A 16,261-nucleotide genomic window follows, 5' to 3' on the forward strand; every position below is an offset into this window, starting at 1 on the left:
TTTCTATCATCCATGTGACAATGTGAATAGCCAGTAAATGAACTAACTGAAGTGATTACCCATAATACTAAGCTCTTAAAACACTTTTAACCTTAGTATGCAATTTTAATCTTCTAAGTAAATCATATGAAGCCCGAAGATCGGAAACTACATTTAGTGAAACAATAACTAAAAATGTTATAAGAACCACTTTGATAGCTAACTCTAACCAACTGAACCATGAGTCAATGGCTGTAGTAAAAGGAATAAATGTAATAATTAAAACGGCCACCATATTCACAAGCAATCTAATTATTACTTTATGATGGGAACGATTTAAAATGTTTTTATGCGTAAAAACTATAAATAAAATAGTCCTAATCATTCCCGTAATAAAGCCTGCAATTAAAACAGCCAATATTCCATAATATCTAACCAGTATTAAAGATAATACAATATTTAAAATCGCCTCATAGATGTTCAACATTTTATTCTCTTTGTATTTCCCAGCAGCTTCAACAAGTATCACATATGGTATTCTCAAGCTGTATGTAAGTCCACAGCAAACAAATAGAACACCTAAGGTTGGTAAAATATAGTTAATATCATTAATACCTTTTGTATATAAAGAAACAAAAGGGATAATTAATATTAATGCACACAAATAACAAAAAAATGTAACCATAAAATATAAATGTTCATACGTATTAAAGCTTTTGATTAATACTTTTTTCTCATCTGAAGCAATTATGTTTCCAAATGAAGCTGAAAGCCCTGCAGAGAATATTGACACAATCATAGTTAGTGAGCCAAATACCATATTATAAATTGAATAGACACTAGCCTCTTTTAGACCACAGAAAATTGATATGATTACTACTGGGCTATACACTGTAATAATTCCAGAAATTTGGTAACCGAAGGCATCCCATCTTCCTTTGATAGCATCCATAGATGGCTTTACATTAAAGTCAACCTTCGGATAGTTCTTTCTTATATAACGCTTCATTAATAATAGCCGCAAATAAAAAGTTAGGGTTGTTACCAAGAGGATTGTAAGCACAGAAAAATTAAGTTTTATAAACAAAATAGATACAACAGTATTTATAATAACTCCAACAGTTGTTGTCCTAGAAATAATATAGTTTCTTTGATCTGCCACTAATAACACTGTGAATTTATTTACCAAGACTTGTTCCACAATTGCTCCTAATCCGATTATAAAAATGGCTAACATGATAAAGGATGAAGAAAGATTGGTTTGAATGATAAAAGGAAAAGAGGCAATGAAAAGCAATAACAAAAGGCTAAAAATAAACCCTGTTTGGTAAAAATAAGCCTTAGTTGCTGCCAAAATACCATTTGTTTGATTAATATCTTGCTCTGCTAAAGGTTTGTATAAAGCTGCATTAGAAGCTACTGCTATACCTGCACCTGCTATACTAAAATAACCAAGAAATTGCTTTATTGAAGCTACTAATCCATTTACCTCAGACCCATATGCTTCTAAAAAAAATCTAGGTAGAAGTAGACCCGAGAATACAATTATTAACTGAAGGAGGGTACTAGACAGAACGATTCTTATTGCTCTCTTTGTCCGCACAACTTAATCACCTCCTACACCAGAACGAAGCTTATCTTTAGAAGCTTCAATTATTCCCTCAACCGCTTTATCATAATATCTTTCCCATGAGTAGAGTTCTGCAGTTTGTCTTGCATTTTTACTCATTTCAGTAATATAGTCATAATTGTTTAAAAACCAAATAACCCTATCTTGAATAGCCTCAATGCTTGCGCTTTCAACAACGAAACCATTCTTTCCATTAACAACAATATCACTAGCTCCAGTACTCTCGCTAACAATAACAGGCAACCCACAACTCATAGCTTCTAATACAACTAATCCAAAACCATCTGCGAGTGATGGTTGAGTGAGCACATGAGATTTATTGAACAGTTCTACCATTTTGTCATGTGTGACTAATCCCACAAACTCACAGTATTGCTCATAAGGTGTATAAAGCTCTTTATCTCCGTGAATATTGCCTACAACTAGAAGTTTCAATCTTTTATTATTCAATCTTTTAAATGCTTCTAATATATAGAAAATGCCTTTATGTTGAGATACTTGACCTGCATAAATAAAAGTTAAAGGATCTTCTCTGTCTGTTAGTTTTTTCTTGAAGTTGAATTTCTTAATATCAACACCATATTGTAAATTGATAACCTGATTTATTCGAACACCATTATAGAATAGAGATTTATTTACAAATGAGGAAGGGCTAAGGAAAATATCTGCATCCTTAATCTCATCTATATATTTATTAATGAGTTTATGGCCACCAAAATTGGGTAATGTATCTGAAAATCTACCACACCTCTTCTGATCCTTATCAAATATCTCTTTCTGAAAGTTTCTCGCTGGGGTTGAAACGTCCATTACTCGTTTAATATGTGGGGCTTTTTGTTTTAAAATTTTAAAAGCGTTTGAAGAGTTAGAATCGTACATAATAACAACATCGACATTTTGCTTTATTGCATATTGTGCGACCTTCTTCCCAAAACGATTAAAAGTAAACTCATTCCACCAATTATAAATCTTCCCTGTTTTATCAATTCTAGATAATAATAATGTTATTAATCCTTCTATCTCACAGAATTGCAATACATCATGATCTGAGAGTGAAGCGCATTTTCTACTATTGGCTCTTTTTAAATTTTCTTTACTTAAGAACTTTTTAGTTAGTTTCATTAGAATAGAAGAATCTTTGTCATAAACAGTTGTAATGTATTTGAACAATAAATCACCTTTTTTTAGAGCCGTTGCTAATTGGAAGGAATGTTGTCTACCAGGATGAGCTAATAGTACTTTAATTTGATTTTCTTGAATGCTCACGGTAATCACCTCCTTTTTTTGTTAAACTTTCAATAATTATTATTGGCAGCAATAAAAAAACCATCAAATAGAAATTTGATGGTGTATATCCTCTAATAATTAACTGCATTAAGGATGGGAGAAATATTGAATAGGCAATCAATGAATGAACTGAGGTGTTTTTTCCTTGATATAATATTTTAGCCCAGCCACACAGCTTGCCAAAGAAAAACATGAATACAATACAACCTACTATTCCAAACTCCAAATAAAACTCTCCGATATTAGGAAAAGCAATACCTGCATCTGATGCATAAGGAGTCACTGATTTTGCCAGCACCTCATCCAGATTAGAATAAGGTTTATTTGGCCAAATTGCTCTTGGTATAAACATAATTATCGTGTAAACAAATATTTGTGCTCCAAAAGAGTACCCTAATTGATCTGGAATGACCTCCACCATCCCGTAAAAAGGCTGGTATAAATTAAAGTTTCCAATAACAGCATCCATTACGAAATCGAAATTAAAAGAATCCCATTGTGTTTCATTACCATACCTAACATCTCCACGCATAAATCCTATTAACCCAATCATGAACATCATAATTACTCCAAGGAAAATAAGTAATATAATATTAGGAGTCTTTTTATTCTTTATATAGTAATAAATAATAGGAGCCATTATTAAAATCACAATAACAAATCGAAATCCTATTACAATAAAAACAATTAAAGTCAAAACGTACAAGACCTTTTTTAAAAACGAATTTTTACTATACGCGAAAATGTACATCCATATAGGAATCATTGAATATCCAAACATTGAAACAAAGCCTGTAGGAGCATCTATTTTTCTACTTGAATCGATATCTCCAAGTGTACCTATTGTGAGAATGTATAGTATATTTTTTCCACTGATTATCAAATCAATTAAGGAAAGTAAAAAGAAAATAATCCAAAATATTAATGAAATAAGTGTAATTTTACTTTCATCGTAAGATATTCTACCAATACTCTTCTTATCAATGTTCTCTTTCATTTTTGGAGTATTTTTCTTAAAGTAATAGCCGACTAAAAATGCTATATATGAAGTTACAAAAATCCAAGTAGCCTTCTTTGCCCCACCCATAATATCTTTTCCAAAAAATAAAGTGTCACCTTTAATTATATTTATTATTGGAATGATTGAGAAAATCATTAAATAGAGAAATGTCACAAAGATAATCGGTTCAAAAAGGTTCATATTGGTTGCAATATAAGATAGTAAGAATAATCCCGCAACAATAAAGTAACACATCGTTAAGGTAAGATAATTAGCATACTCACTATCTGTTAGATGATGTGGAGTAAATATTATGATGCTAATTCCAATAATTAAGTAGACTAGTGAAAAGATTATTGTTCCGACTATTTTACTTTGCTCCACTCAAAGACTCCCCTTTTAAAACTCAGGTTAATTAAAGCTGTTAATCATTTCTTTAACACATTTTGCTATAGCTCTCTCCGGGTCATACAAGTTTTTTGCAACCATTCTTGAAGTATCTTTTGCCGAATTAATCCAATCCAGATTACTGTCAATTGCTTTTTCAATTTGTCTAATTGTATTTTCAGGATCTTTATAACTAAATAAATATCCGTTTTTGCCCGGAACTAATACTTCAGGGTAATTCCCGACTTGGTCTGATATTAATAAAGGTAACCCACACCATAATGCTTCAATACACGTTAAGGGATTGGGATCATCAACTGAGGGTAACAAAAAGAAGTCCGCAATCGAGTATAGTTTCAACATCTCATCTTGTGATTTAAATCCCAAAAGTCTAATATCTAAATGTTTATTTTGTTTAATTATTTCTTCAATTTTTTCATTTAATTCTCCATCGCCAGCAATCAAGATTGATGCATTTTCGGCATTTCTACAATTAATAAATAATGATAAAAACTCTATTATGCCTTTTTGTTCTGACAATCTAGCTGGACAAATAAACAACCTTTTACTAATATCTAAATGATAAAATGTAATGATTTCATCAAAGCTTTTCATTTTTATTTGATCGACACTTTCATAAAGGCTGTTATCAACCAAGTTAGGCAAAAAATACATCTCCTTACCTTTTGTTGTATATTTCTCAATAAAATCTTTAGAAAGTTCACCAGAGTACCAAAATCCATCAAAATTTTTATACGTTACAAATCTAACCATTTCCCTAATTGTTTTCTTTATCCCCTTTAAATTTTCTCTTTTAACTAAATTAGATTCTGACCAAAATAGTAGTTTAAAATTTAAAGTTTTTTTTAAGGTCAACAATCTTAAAACGGTTGGCATATTATAACTACCTGCAGCAATAACTAAATCAGGGGAAAAAGATTGCAATGTTTTTTTAATAAACCTGTTTATAAATAGATCTTTTTTTCCTAAGTTAATTTGATCCATTAATACCGTAAATGATTTTTTATATTGATGATAATACCAATTCCTATTTGATTCTGTTTCTGCCATTACAAATACTTTAAATTCGATATTTTCACTTAGAAGATAGTTATACAATTTCTCATAAAAAAAAATACGATAAGGTGTTAAAATATTGGTAACTAGAGCTATTTTCACGAGCTTCAGTCCTTCTATATGATATTATCTATACCATTGAGGTAGATATAATAATACTTTTATATAACTCCAGATACTCTTGAAATCGCAAATTTTTATTAAATAGCTTACTTCTGTTTAGACATTGTTCTCTTAAATTATTCGGTTCTCTTTCTTTTATCTGTTCAATGGCTCCTACAAGCCTTTTCATATCCCCTTTTTCGACTACCATTCCACATGTATCGTCAATACTTTCTATGCTACCACCTGTATTAAATGTGATTACCGGGGTCCCACATGCTAAAGCCTCTAAATTTGTGGTTGGAAAATTGTCTTCTAAAGTTGGGTTTACAAAAACGTCTGCTACTGAATATAAATTTGTTAATTCATAAATACTTTCTGTTTTCTTAAATCCTATAATGTTTTTCGGTAAGTTCTTAATTTGTTCCTCATTTAAACCTACAAGAACCATGATGTCATTCTCACTAATCTTCTTTGATAATTCCAGAAAAAAATTGAAACCTTTTCTCCTATCCCAAATATTTGCGACTCCCAAAATAATAAACTTATTTTCCAAATTGTGAGTTTTTCTAAAATCACTATGCGTAGGTTTAAAGATTTGTAGATCTATTCCATTATTTATTACTTTTATAGGATGTTTTCTTAAAAAGGATTGCTTGACTAGTCTAGCTAGCCACCTTGAAGGAGTAACGATACTAAGATTATCCAACTCACTAGTTAATTCTCTTTTCACCCTATAATTCTCACTTGAGTTATCGAATAGGAAGCTGCTAGGATAACTTTCCTTCTGAGGACAACTAGAGCAGCCCGTTTTCCATTTACTACAGTCTACAAAATCAAAATATGCACAATGCCCAGTAAATGCCCAACAGTCATGAAGAGTCCAAACTACAGGTTTCTCGGAAGACTTTAAATAGTTAAGTAAATATTTAATATTTAAATAGTATCCATGGATATTATGCAAATGAATGATATCTGGATTTAATTTTTCCATTGTCCTAATGAATTTTTTTGTAGCATTAATAGATCCGAGTCCATGTCTATCAAAAATTCTTGTCTCAGCAACATGAATGTAGTTATCAAGTTTACTCCCAATTCTTATCGCCGAATCACAGTTCTTTGCCATATTCCTTCCATAGGCTATAAAACTGTCATGACCACTTTCTTTTAAGAATCTATCTAGATCAGTGGCAATTCTGCCTGTGCTTCCAATTCCACAAACAGAATTGATTTGAAGTACACGCATAGCTATTGTTTCCCCCATACAACCTTATTAACAATCTCTGTATAGCTTTGAATAATTTTAACAACTTTCACCGATATATTGTCATCCGCATAGTCATTAGCAAGATACGTCTGCTCTTTGTCAAACATAGTTCTGCTTAATTCCACTGCCTGAACAATGTTTTTTTCTGTAATTCCACCAATAACTACGGTTCCTTTATCCAATACTTCTGGTCGCTCCGTTGATGTTCTTATCAGTATTCCTGGAAAACCGAGAATAGCGGATTCCTCTGAAAGTGTTCCACTGTCTGAAAGCACAGCAAAAGCATTTAACTGTAGTTGATTGTAGTCAAAAAAACCAAAAGGTTTTAGCTGTTGGACTAATGAATGAAATGTAAAACCCCTCTCATCTATTCTTCTCCAACTACGTGGATGAGTGGAATAAATAATAGGAATTTGATAAATCTCAGCTATTTGATTGATTGCATCCATAAGGGATAGGAAGCTCTCTTCATGATCGATATTTTCTTCCCGATGTGCTGAAACAAGAATGTACTTTCCTTTTTTAAGACTGAGTTCTTTAAGTACAGTACTGTTCATAATTTTTTCCATGTTTTTGTTTAACACTTCTGTCATTGGTGACCCCGTAACAAAAATATGCTCTTTTCGAATTCCCTCCAATAATAAGTAACGTCTGCTATGCTCCGTATATGCAAGATTGATATCTGATACATGATCAACAATCTTTCTATTAATCTCTTCAGGAACATTTTGATCAAAACAACGATTTCCTGCTTCCATATGAAAAATTGGTATTTTAAGACGTTTGGCTGCAATTGCACTTAAACAACTGTTTGTATCCCCTAAAATGAGGAGAGCATCCGGTTGGACTTGCTTTAAGACCTTGTATGATGCAGATATAATGTTACCCATTGTTTCACCAAGATCCTCACCAACAACCCCTAGGAAATAATCGGGTTGCTTTAATCCTAATTCTTCAAAAAAAATATCATTTAACGTATAGTCCCAATTTTGCCCAGTATGAACTAAAACATGATTAAAATATCTATCGCATGCTTTTATTACTTCTGATAGTCTAATAATTTCAGGTCTTGTTCCAACAATTGTCATAACCTTCAATTTCTTCACTACCTATACCTCCACGAAGTAAGTATCCGGTTTTTCAGGATTAAAGATTTCACAGGCCCAAAATAAAGTAATCATATCTTCAGTTCCTGTATTTTGAATGGAGTGGGTATATCCTACGGGTATGTCTACAACTTCTGGAACTTCGCCACTTACTTTATATTCAATGATCTTATCTGAATGAACGTTTCGAAACCTAATAACTGCATCTCCCTGTATAACTAGGAATTTTTCTACCTTAGTGTGATGCCAGTGATTTCCCCTTGTAATACCGGGTTTCGTCTTTGAAATAAAAATTTGACCCATACTTTTAGATTTAATGAATTCTGCAAGCCAACCGCGATTATCAACATTCTTCTTTAATTTATATGAAAAATTATCTTCCTCTAAATACGATAAGAAAGTACTATATAAACCTCGATCAAATTCATCTTCTAATGATGGCATTACTAATGATTCTCTATTATCTTTAAAATGATAAAGTTTCTCTGCTATCTCACCTAATCTAACTCTATGTGTGACCGGAACATAGCAAAACTCCCCTTTTCTTGACTCTCCTCCTTCTATTGCTCTCAAGAATTCATTTATGACATCATCTATATAGGCTAAGGTAAGCTCCACATTTGAATTATGGATTTGAATATCTATGCCTCTAGCAATATTGTGAGAAAAAGTCGCAACTACACTGTTATAGTTTGGTCTACACCATTTTCCAAATAAATTTGGGAGTCGGTATACCAGGACTTTTGCACCTGTATCTTTACTATATGAAAACAACAAATCCTCTCCTGCTTTTTTGCTTTTACCGTATAGATTATCTTTTTCAGCTTGAATAGAAGATGTTAAAAGAATAGGCGATTTATTATTATGTTTTTTTAATAATTCTAGTAGTTCCAATGTATAATCACGATTAACTTCCATGAACTCATTTTCATTTTTCGGTCGATTCACTCCAGCGAGATGAAAAATAAAATCACATTCTGCAATATAACTCTCCATTAAGAATGATTCTGTTTCTTTCGTAACCTTAAATATATTTTTATACCCTCTATTAATTAATTCAGCAATCAAATTCTTCCCTACAAACCCATTTGCACCTGTAACTAAAATTTTCACTTGAATCACGCCCTTCATAATCCTAATGAGACACCATAGCGTTCTCCAATTCCCTTTGTATAAATTCTAAATTTAGTAGTTTCTCTTTAATTTGCTCAATATTTAATAACTCAGTATTGTGAGAGTTATATTCCTTCTCTATTGATAATTTTCTATTTCCTAGTGCAAAGTACTTTTCATAGTTCAAATCTCTCTTATCTGCAGGAATTTTATAAAAATCCCCTAAATCTTCTGAAACAAAAAATTCTTCCTTTGTCAGAAGTGTTTCATATAACTTTTCACCATGGCGAGTTCCAATTACTTTAATTACATTTTTAGCCTTAAATATCTCTTTTAGAGCCTGTGCTAAGTCACCAATTAAGCAGGACGGAGCCTTTTGAACCATAATATCGCCAGTCTCAGCATTCTGAAATGCAAAAACGACAAGCTCCACTGCCTCTTCAAGGCTCATAAGGAATCTTGTCATTTCTGGATTTGTAATAGTTATAGGCAGACCATTTTTAATTTGTTCGACAAACAAGGGTATAACGGATCCACGGGATGCCATTACATTTCCATATCTAGTTCCACAGATTAGAGTCTTTTCTGGAGAAACCGTTTTGGATTTCGCTACAAATACTTTTTCCATCATTGCTTTTGAAATCCCCATCGCATTGATTGGATAAGCAGCCTTATCAGTAGAAAGACAAATTACCTTCTTTACGTTATATTCAATTGCTGCCGTTAGAACATTTTCAGTACCTAAAATATTTGTTCTTACCGCCTCCAAGGGGAAAAACTCACAGGATGGCACCTGTTTTAAAGCTGCAGCATGAAAAATGTAGTCCACATTATGCATAGCATTTTTTATGCTCGCTAAATCTCTTACATCACCTATATAGAATTTTAATTTGTCATTTTTATATATGTTTCTCATATCATCTTGTTTTTTTTCATCTCGAGAGAAAATTCGAATTTCCCTTACATCTGTATCAAGAAATCTCTTCATAACAGCATTACCAAAGGAACCCGTTCCACCGGTTATTAAGAGTGTTTTATCACTGAACATATCCTCACATCTCCGTTCACAAATGCTTGGTAATGATACTAACCGTTTTTCTTATATCGTAGTTCTCTTCTAGGAACTTTCTTCCTTTAGCCCCCATTTGCTCCCTAAGTACTTTGTTAGTAGATAGTTTAGTAGCATTTTCGATAAAATGTTCTAAATCACCACTCTCTGACCATAAACCACTGTCAGACTCTAATAAGATATCTCTTAGGTCGGTATATTTATCTGTTGCAGCAAGTATCGGAAGGGAAAATTCCATGTATGCTGTTAGTCTTGAAGGAAAATTAGGAATCGTAAATCTCTTATCTAAAAAAATAAGACCAACATCGGCCATTTCCAGTAAAAGATCATATTCATTCTTGGGTAAAAATTTAAATAAACTGACATTCTTTGGACTAGAGAATTCTATGTGATTCTTTATGGTTTCGTATTCTGTTCCAGAACCAACAATTAGTAGATACCCATTTTTCACTTTATAAAAATGGTCAATTACATCCAATAAGAAAGTGATCCCTTGAGGTTTTCCTAGATTACCGCCATATACAAATAAAGTTGAATCTTTAGGGATGTGGTATCTTGCTAGAAAGTCCTTACTTTGTTTTGGCTTTACTTCATAAATCTCGATTGAATTCGGAAAGATCTCAACCCTATTACTTGGTATAAATGTATTATTATCTAACACGTACTCTACATTTCTTTTTGACATACAACCAATCATATCTGAGACTTTATATAATTTTTTCTCTTTATTTCTAAAGTATTTCCAAATAAAGCTTCTGTCTTTGAGTATTCCAATATCCACAGCATTTTGAGGAAAGATGTCTTTAAGAATTAAGTAGGTTTTACTTTGGTGATTTTTTTTAAAATAGCTAACAATTCTCTCAAAAGTAATTGGTGGGGTTGAATACATCACTAAATCAAACCTAACATCCGGGAAGTACTTTTTAATAGCATTAAGAAACTGATTTTCTATTGTAAGTGTTGAGATTCCCTTTTCAATGAAGTTTGTTTGTGTGATGTTTCCAGTCCTTACTTTTAAAAGTTTAATATTTTCAGAAGCTTTTAACTCGGTAAATAAACCTCTTCTACGTTCCCTTGGAAAAATAACATATACATTGGTACCTCTTCTTGCAAGTTCTCTTACTAAGTCTGTATAAATTCCTCTTTCACTTATATTTTCCATATTTGCTAAAGTTAGGAATAATATATTCAAAATAATCACCCACTATATTCACATTTACACTTAAAATAACCCCATATCTATTTCTTAATCATGGGGTCCAATCATCTCCGTAATCATTTCGTATGTCTCTTGAAAGATAAAATCCCTTGAGGTTGTATCATGTGCATTAGTTACAATAAAGTGAGTTAGTTGATGGTTGATGATACTGTCCATGCTATCAAACTCCATATGGCTCCGAGGACCAACATCCGTATAAGGTAGGATATGGAAATGTGAGACAATCAATCTCAATCGACATAGTCCTTATAATTTATTTGCTCTCTTATTTATATTGACTATAATATTCACCTTTTTTGGAATTCACTCCATTCATAACTACACCAAGTATGTGCGATTGAGCTTTTTCTAACAGCTCTTTTGCTTTCTTGGCTCTCTCCTTTCGGGTCTTTCCACTCCCCACTACCATGACTATTCCGTCACATTTATTTGCTAATATTTGTGGGTCAGATACTGCTAGGACGGGTGGTGTGTCAAATACGATATATTCATACATTTTCTCTATTTGTCTAATTAGGGATTGCATTGGTTCAGAATTCAATAACTCGGAAGGATTAGGTGGTACTGGACCACTTGTTAGAATATCTAACTTAGGTATATGTGTTTTAATTATGGTGTCTTCTAAGCTACTATTCTTTGTAAGTACATTAGTTAGGCCATTTAAGTTACTAATATTAAAGGCATAATGAAGAGTTGGTTTCCTTAAATCAGTATCAACTAATAAAACCTGTGTTCCCTGTTGAGCCAATACAATAGCAAGGTTTGTAGCCGTTGTCGATTTTCCGTCAGCTGGCTCGGACGAAGTAACCATGATAGTTTTTATTTTTTTTTGGACTGAGGAGAATTGTATATTGGTTCGAATAAGTCTATACTGTTCAGAAATCAATGATTTGGGATGGTAATGGGCAATTAAATTAACACCTAGTTTCTCTTTATGTCTCCGCTCATACACCAAGAGTTTCATCTCCCATATTTGGTATTGAATGAATGTTAATATCCTTTTGTTTTGGTAATCTTTGAATGGATCCTAGGACAGGTAATTCAAGATATGCCTCCACATCTTGACCATCTTTTAATGTGTTGTCTAAAAACTCTAAAAGGTATGAAATTACAATACCTAACATTAGACCAACAAAAGCAGCCATCGCTATGTTCATTAAAGGCTTGGGTTTAACAGGTATTGGTTCTTCTTTTAATACCGCTTTTGCTAGAATACTAACATTATCTACATTCATAATGCCTTTTATCTCTTTTTGAAAAGTTTCAGAGACAGAATTAGCTATCACAACTGCCCTTCCTGGATTAGTATCTTGAACAGTGATAGAAAATACTTGTGAATTCTCATGACTATTAATCATAATATTCCTATTAAGATAATCTGCATTGTATGGCAGTTCAAGTTCTTTTATTACCACATCTAAAATGGCTGGACTTTTAATGATGACACTATAAGTATTTATTAAATCTATATTTCCCCTTAATTGGGTTACATCAAGTCTTTCTGAGTCTTTCTGATTTACTAATATTTGTGTTGAAGCTTGATAGATTGGTTTAATTAAAAAAAATGTAATGGAACCACTAGTAGTAGCAGTAAACAATATTAAGAGTAATATTAATTTCCATCGTTTCAAAAGAATGTTAAAAATGGTTTTAATGTTTAAAATATCATCCATTAGGTCCTCCATCCTTCATTCAAGGATTCATTATACCTATTTACTCTTTTCTAAACTTTGTTAATCCAGGTTTTTTAGAAGATTACCTATTGATTTGTGTTAAAGCACCCATTTCTTTGTAGCATTTTTAACCAAAGAAATAAAAAATTAATTTTTAAGGTTATCCTCCTTTAAATAATCGAAAAAACTTTCAAACCATAAGTGATTCCCTCTATCGTTAAAATAAACATAATCACTTGCTAAAATATCCACTAGTAAAACATTTTCTTCTCTTAATTTATTAGCAATTCTCTCAATGGTATTAAAATATAGCCATTTTTGTTCTTTAATAAGTTCCTCTGAACCTTTAATATAGTCTAAATACGATAATCCAACGCTATTAAGGTCTTCACTGTTAGCTATTGGATTTGAAGACATTATAATTATTTTCGAATTGGGGAGTCCTTCTTGTAACATTTTCATGATTTCTTTTAAATTCTCCTGTGTTTCAGCCATACTGGTTGCTTTCAAATAGTTATTAACCATTGCATTTTCAAAGATTACTAGATCAGGCTGATTATTAATAACTAATTCAATCTTTTTCCCCTCCAGTAAATCTGTTGTAGAGTACCCGCTATTTCCGTGCCTAATAAATTGTATTGAATCAAATTCTTCCCTTTCGTAGGGGAGGTTTCTTTTTAAGAGCTCAGACCAGCCATTAAGAGAACTACTAGACCCTCCCTCAGCAGCGCTACTTCCAAATACAGTAACAACCACTTTTTCTTGTGTAAGAGCCCTATACTGTAAGAAATCAAGGATTGATTGCGATTTGTTACTCCCTGGCCTTAAACTAGAAATTAAAGCTTCTTTCTCTTCCTGTTCTTTTCTATTAATATACTCAGTAGCATTTTTCCCATCCGAAATAGCTTTTCTATTGGCATTTTCCCAATACTTATAACCAAATATTAGGATTCCTATACAAATAAAGGGAATTAAAGTTGCAACAATATACTTAATGGCACTTGAGCCTCCTTCCCACTTTGAGAGTGTTTATTTTTTTTCCGAATGATTATTCTGCCATCTGATAAATTCAATCAAAGTTTTGTAATTCTTAATTTCTTCCTTTTCAATCCCTGCTTCTTTGAGCTCTTCTAGAAAATCAACCCACTCTTTCTCAATATGTGGATGTTCTCTCACTTCCGCTCCATTTAATAATGTTAATAAATCTACATTTAGTACGGATGCTATTTTTTGCATAACCTCCAGGGAAGGATTTTTATTTATACTTCGTTCAATATTACTTAAATATGACTTTGAAATATTAGCTAGTTCCGCTAATTCAGACATAGAATATCCTCTGTTTTTCCTAATTTCCACTATGTTTTTTCCAATCATTTTTCTACCTCTTTATTTTTCATTTAGTTACATAAGACTTTTCACTTTCCTTTCAGATAACGAATACATTTACTTATTATTAATAATTTTATTTTTTATACATTTAATAACTCTCATTTGATTTTCAAATGTCATATTTGATCCAGATGGTAAGCATATACCTGAATAAAATAATTTGTTAGAAATGCTCTCTACATCGTAATGAGAATAATATTTATTGTTTTGGAATAGTGGCTGTAGATGGAGGGGCTTCCAAACTGGCCTTGCCTCTATATTCTCTTCTTCCAAAGCAAAGAGTAACTCTTTAATCGAAACTCCGGATTCTAGTTCGTTTATTGTTAACGCTGATAACCACCGGTTGGAGAAGGTATTCTCTAATTCAGGCATAAACTGAACACCCGGAAGGTCACTTAAGTTCTCTTCATAAGTTCTAAAAATCCTTCTTCTTGCTAGTATTCTACTATCTAACACTTCTAATTGACCTCTTCCTATCCCTGCTAACACATTGCTTAAACGATAGTTATACCCTGTTTGACTATGTTGGTAATGAGGAGCCGGATCTCTAGCTTGTGTGGCTAGATACCTAGCTGTTTGTAATTGGGAAGCATGATTAGAAACAAGCATCCCTCCACCTGATGTGGTGATAATTTTATTGCCGTTAAATGAGAAAACCCCAAAATCTCCAAGGGATCCACTAGCTTTTCCTTTATAGGTTGAGCCAAGTGATTCAGCCGCATCCTCTATTATCGGAACATTGTACTTCCTACAAATGGGAACCAATTCATCCATTTTGGCTGACTGCCCATATAAATTTACAATAATAACTGCTTTTGGAAGAGTATTATTTAGATTTGCTTCCCTGAATGCTTTTTCTAATGCTTCTGGTGACATATTCCATGTATCTGGTTCAGAATCAATAAATACTGGTTCAGCACCTTGATAACGAATCGGATTTGCAGAAGCTACAAATGTTAAAGTTGAACAGAAAACCGTGTCACCCTTTTCCACTCCTAATAAAATAAGAGCCAAATGAATGGCTGCAGTACCAGAACTGAGGGCTACAGCTTCATTGACTCCTACATAACTAGCTAATTCTCTTTCAAAAGCATCTACATTTGGCCCCAGTGGTGCAATCCAATTGGATTCAAATGCTTCGTTAACGTATTTAATTTCTTCCCCGCTCATATGTGGTGAAGAGAGAAAAATTCTGTTATTGGTTTTCGTTTTGACCATTTAATCACCTTCAATACATTTGTTATGTTGAATGTATAATGTGATAACTATTATTGCGATAGACTTTTTCCATTCTGCTTAGTTGTCCCTTTAAATGGAATCATTGTATTTTGCTCATCTTGATCTATGCCTTCCGACTTAACTACTTTTATTAATGTTAAACCTAAAATTTTCATATCAAGTAAAAAGGTCTGATGATTGACATACCATACATCTAGCTCGAATTTTTCTTCCCATGTAATGGCATTTCGACCATTTACTTGTGCCCAACCGGTGATACCTGGTTTCACTAAGTGCCTTTTAGCTTGTTCGTTATTATATAAAGGGAGATATTCCATTAATAAAGGGCGTGGTCCGACTAAGCTTAAATCACCTTTTAATACATTAATTAATTGTGGAAGTTCATCCAGACTAAACTTTCTAAGCCATTTACCGAATGAAGTTAACCTTTGTATGTCCGTTAATAAAATCCCTTTACTATCCTTTTTGTTACTCATACTTCTAAATTTATATAGGTTAAAAGGAGTTCCATTTAACCCAGGTCTTTGTTGCTTAAATAGTATAGGTGTACCTAGTTTGAATTTTACCAAAATAGCAATTATGATTATTACTGGAGTTAAAAATACTAACCCAAAAAAGGAAATAATTATATCAAATGCCCTCTTCATGGTTTCACATCCACAAGGTTAATAGTGTACTACTTTACAAAATGTTATCAAAATATTTTAGTTTTAAAAGAGCCCAA

Annotated in this window: 16 protein-coding genes; all 16 read right to left on the minus strand. The window is 32.4% G+C overall.

Annotated elements, in window-relative coordinates:
• Window positions 1-67 precede the first annotated feature (67 nt).
• Entirely contained in the window at window positions 68-1,582 is a 1,515-nt protein-coding gene (locus tag SM124_RS16435; RefSeq protein ID WP_322447606.1) for a lipopolysaccharide biosynthesis protein, read from the minus strand.
• Window positions 1,583-1,585: 3 nt separating this feature from the next.
• Complete coding sequence (locus SM124_RS16440) at window positions 1,586-2,875, minus strand: glycosyltransferase family 4 protein (protein WP_322447607.1); 1,290 nt, start codon at window positions 2,873-2,875, stop codon at window positions 1,586-1,588.
• Window positions 2,850-4,280: an O-antigen polymerase gene (locus SM124_RS16445; protein WP_322447608.1), complete on the minus strand. Its 1,431-nt coding sequence runs from the start codon at window positions 4,278-4,280 to the stop codon at window positions 2,850-2,852. Before SM124_RS16445 ends, SM124_RS16440 begins: the two co-directional genes overlap by 26 nt.
• Before the next feature lie 27 nt (window positions 4,281-4,307).
• Complete coding sequence (locus SM124_RS16450; RefSeq protein ID WP_322447609.1) at window positions 4,308-5,462, minus strand: glycosyltransferase family 4 protein; 1,155 nt, start codon at window positions 5,460-5,462, stop codon at window positions 4,308-4,310.
• A gap of 28 nt (window positions 5,463-5,490) precedes the next feature.
• A complete protein-coding gene (locus SM124_RS16455; RefSeq protein WP_322447610.1) occupies window positions 5,491-6,708 on the minus strand; it encodes a glycosyltransferase in 1,218 nt (405 codons plus the stop codon).
• Between the two features lie 2 nt (window positions 6,709-6,710).
• The gene (gene wecB / locus SM124_RS16460) at window positions 6,711-7,835 is read right to left on the minus strand and encodes a non-hydrolyzing UDP-N-acetylglucosamine 2-epimerase (protein ID WP_322447611.1); all 1,125 of its coding nucleotides are present in this window, start codon (window positions 7,833-7,835) and stop codon (window positions 6,711-6,713) included.
• A gap of 3 nt (window positions 7,836-7,838) precedes the next feature.
• Complete coding sequence (locus SM124_RS16465) at window positions 7,839-8,948, minus strand: polysaccharide biosynthesis C-terminal domain-containing protein (RefSeq protein WP_322447612.1); 1,110 nt, start codon at window positions 8,946-8,948, stop codon at window positions 7,839-7,841.
• 22 nt (window positions 8,949-8,970) lie between these two features.
• Window positions 8,971-9,996, minus strand: coding sequence for a polysaccharide biosynthesis protein (locus SM124_RS16470; RefSeq protein WP_322447613.1), 1,026 nt, complete (start codon window positions 9,994-9,996; stop codon window positions 8,971-8,973).
• A 16-nt stretch (window positions 9,997-10,012) separates the two neighbouring features.
• On the minus strand, window positions 10,013-11,209 hold the full coding sequence (locus SM124_RS16475; protein ID WP_322447614.1) for a glycosyltransferase family 4 protein: 1,197 nt from the start codon (window positions 11,207-11,209) through the stop codon (window positions 10,013-10,015).
• 54 nt (window positions 11,210-11,263) lie between these two features.
• Complete coding sequence (locus SM124_RS16480; RefSeq protein ID WP_322447615.1) at window positions 11,264-11,392, minus strand: hypothetical protein; 129 nt, start codon at window positions 11,390-11,392, stop codon at window positions 11,264-11,266.
• Window positions 11,393-11,501: 109 nt separating this feature from the next.
• Window positions 11,502-12,188 carry a CpsD/CapB family tyrosine-protein kinase gene (locus tag SM124_RS16485; protein ID WP_322447675.1) on the minus strand — a complete coding sequence of 229 codons (687 nt, stop codon included), beginning with the start codon at window positions 12,186-12,188 and terminating at the stop codon, window positions 11,502-11,504.
• Window positions 12,181-12,909 carry a YveK family protein gene (locus SM124_RS16490; protein WP_322447616.1) on the minus strand — a complete coding sequence of 243 codons (729 nt, stop codon included), beginning with the start codon at window positions 12,907-12,909 and terminating at the stop codon, window positions 12,181-12,183. Before SM124_RS16490 ends, SM124_RS16485 begins: the two co-directional genes overlap by 8 nt.
• A 147-nt stretch (window positions 12,910-13,056) precedes the next feature.
• Entirely contained in the window at window positions 13,057-13,665 is a 609-nt protein-coding gene (locus SM124_RS16495) for an SGNH/GDSL hydrolase family protein (protein ID WP_322447617.1), read from the minus strand.
• 273 nt (window positions 13,666-13,938) lie between these two features.
• Window positions 13,939-14,283 (minus strand): helix-turn-helix domain-containing protein, encoded by a 345-nt coding sequence (locus SM124_RS16500; protein WP_322447618.1) that lies wholly within the window; start codon window positions 14,281-14,283, stop codon window positions 13,939-13,941.
• A gap of 69 nt (window positions 14,284-14,352) precedes the next feature.
• Window positions 14,353-15,516, minus strand: coding sequence for a DegT/DnrJ/EryC1/StrS family aminotransferase (locus SM124_RS16505; RefSeq protein WP_322447619.1), 1,164 nt, complete (start codon window positions 15,514-15,516; stop codon window positions 14,353-14,355).
• A gap of 50 nt (window positions 15,517-15,566) precedes the next feature.
• Complete coding sequence (locus SM124_RS16510; RefSeq protein WP_322447620.1) at window positions 15,567-16,184, minus strand: sugar transferase; 618 nt, start codon at window positions 16,182-16,184, stop codon at window positions 15,567-15,569.
• Window positions 16,185-16,261 lie beyond the last annotated feature (77 nt).

Source organism: Robertmurraya mangrovi, from assembly GCF_034427655.1.
GTDB lineage: Bacteria > Bacillota > Bacilli > Bacillales > Cytobacillaceae > Robertmurraya_A > Robertmurraya_A mangrovi.